We start from the raw sequence: 2,580 nt of genomic DNA, 5'->3' as shown, positions 1-2,580 counted from the left end.
GACTTTTGTAAGATTAGGAGAAGCTGGTGCTACTGTTGCTAAAAGTTCTAAAGATTTTCAGATAGCTTCCGATAGATTTCTAGAGGTAGCACAAATATTTGAAAATAGTCAGTTTCCGCAAAAGTTAGCTAATTCTACAGCAGAATTAGCCAATATTCAAAGTAATTTTTCTCAGTCAACTTCTACTCTAGCTGCTGCTGTTCAAGCAATTGAAATAGTAGTAATTGAACTCCAGGGATATAGCAAGAGACTAGCTAAGTTTGGAGAACAAATTACTAATAATAATCAAACTTCATTAAGACTATTAGAATCTCATCAAAGTAATCAACAATCTTTTGCGGAGATGATTAGGCAATTACAGGAAGCGTCACAAGGTTTTCATTTAGCTGTGGGTAATTTGGATAGTTTACAAAGAAGAGTAGTATCTAAAGCAGATAATTTAGAGGAAGTACAAATTCAAATCAAAACTTTAGCAGATGCCTTGAATAATTCTACAGATGGTATTAGTCAGAGTATTAAATCTTTAGGAGACCAAATAAATAAAGGTATGAGTACCCAAGCTAATATTAATAATTCTCATTTGGGTGTCATAGCGACAAATTTACAGGAATATATAAATCAAATGCATGCAACTAAAAATGAAATTCATCGTCTGACACATATTATTGATAAATTAGCAAATAAATAGGTAAATCAGTTATCAGTTATCAGTACCTCCGGCTAATTTAAGAGGCAAGAAAATCTGAAGTTTCTTTTTTTATCTCCTTGGAACTGAAAGTTGCACTTCAGACCTTATTTATTGTTAACTAAAACCCTGCAATATCAAATCCGCTTGCAATGGAAGTGTTATTAGAAACCGGGTTTATGGGAGATATAGATATTAGTATAGTAGGGCATTTCATATAAACCCTGTTTTTCTACTTCATTTGTACTGATTCATTTATACTGACAATTTCATCTTTTGGATCTCCCGGTAAACATATATTCTTGTTTTTCCTGTTATCAAATCTTTCTATCGATCGCTCCTAGGGTGGAAAACCAATAACATTTTCATTTTATGAAGCTCCGAAAAAAAATCAGCGGGTCAAAGGATTTTCGATTGCATCCTGAAAATTTTTGTGATATTATAAAGATTAACTGGGGTTACTTGCTTATATACATGACTTTTTATTCAACTAAAAAAGTATAGTTTATTTTGGAGCTTCCCGTAAACATATATGCTTGCTTTTCTTGTTATCAAATCTTTCTATCGATCGCTCCTAGGGTGGAAAACCAATAACATTTTCATTTTATGAAGCTCCGAAAAAAAATCAGCGGGTCAAAGGATTTTCGATTGCATCCTGAAAATTTTTGTGATATTATAAAGATTAAATGGGGTTACTTGCCTATATACATGACTTTTTATTCAACTAAAAAAGTATAGTTTTTTAGCGATAGAACTCAGTTCCCCTTTGCTATGCACATGAAACGCGACTGCTAATGCTGTATAAAGGAAAATGAATGTAAAAGATAAAGTTAGGAATTCTATAAAACACTAGCTATATTTTATTCAAGATATGGCGTTTCTAAAATTACCGAATAATTAATAATGATTAATTAAATAATTCAGCTTTATTAGCCTCCCCAGTAAAAGGAAAAAAGCGGTCGTTTAGCTGGCGCACAACTTCGCACTTCGGCTGTCGCCGACATGAATGCGGAGCATGACCTAGGATGGGATGGATGGATTACCTAGCCAGATCCAATCGACCAACTAGAGAAAAGTGCTCTTGAATTTCCTTATATTCAATTCCCTCACGGTTTTAACCAGAGGTAATTATCCATTATCCATTATTCATTATTCATTATCCATTAATGAATACTCCCTACTCCCTAAAAAATAGGAATTAAAATAACTATGCGTCATCGTTCACGAATTATTGAGGATAATCGCGACCTAGAAATTTGGCCTGCATTTACAGATTTAATGTCTAATTCTTTTATGATATTAAGTTTGTTATTACTATTAGCTATTATTAAATCTCTGTTTATAGAATCAATTTCTGATGCGAATCAAAATCGCGCTATCAAACTACAACAAGAGATTAGTAGTTTACAAAATCAACTGGAACAAAAGACAAATCAAGCAACAAGTTTACAAGGAAAACTTGGAAATTTACAAAACCAAGTTACACAACTTCAAGGATTAGTAACTACTTCCAAAGACAAGTTAGAACAAAAGTCGAATAGGGTGACAGAATTAGAAACAGAAATTGAAAAATTGAAGTCTCCACCTGTAATTGTAATTAGAGATTCCCAGTCTCGGAGATTTGAATCAGGAAGTGCTGAAATATCGGGAGATTTAAAAGGTTTTATAGAAGAAGATTTAGTTCAGCAAATTGAGGATTTTGCTAAAGAATATCAGGGTTATGTTGTTGAAGTAATTGGTCATACTGACGGTCAGGTAAATAAAGGAAGTATTAGTAATTTAGATACTCAGTTAGAACAGGTTGCTAAGGGTAATGAATCTGTTAGTAGTTTAGCAGCAGGATCAAATGCAGATTTAGGTTTAATGCGCGCTCTAGCAGTGGTACAAAGACTGCA

Annotated in this window: 1 protein-coding gene and 1 pseudogene; both read left to right on the top strand. The window is 33.1% G+C overall.

Features of this window, described 5'->3' with window-relative positions; genetic code table 11:
- A pseudogene (locus F6K22_RS38365) lies at positions 1-688 on the top strand (hypothetical protein); the annotation flags it as partial.
- Positions 689-1,894: 1,206 nt separating this feature from the next.
- Positions 1,895-2,580, top strand: a 686-nt coding sequence (locus F6K22_RS38360) for an OmpA family protein (RefSeq protein ID WP_293110137.1), incomplete at its 3' end; no start/stop codon positions are given.

The organism is Okeania sp. SIO2F4, from assembly GCF_010672385.1.
Classification (GTDB): Bacteria; Cyanobacteriota; Cyanobacteriia; order Cyanobacteriales; family Microcoleaceae; genus Trichodesmium.
The sequence above is the reverse complement of the archived record's forward strand: the minus strand, read 5'-3'. Positions and strand labels throughout refer to the sequence as shown.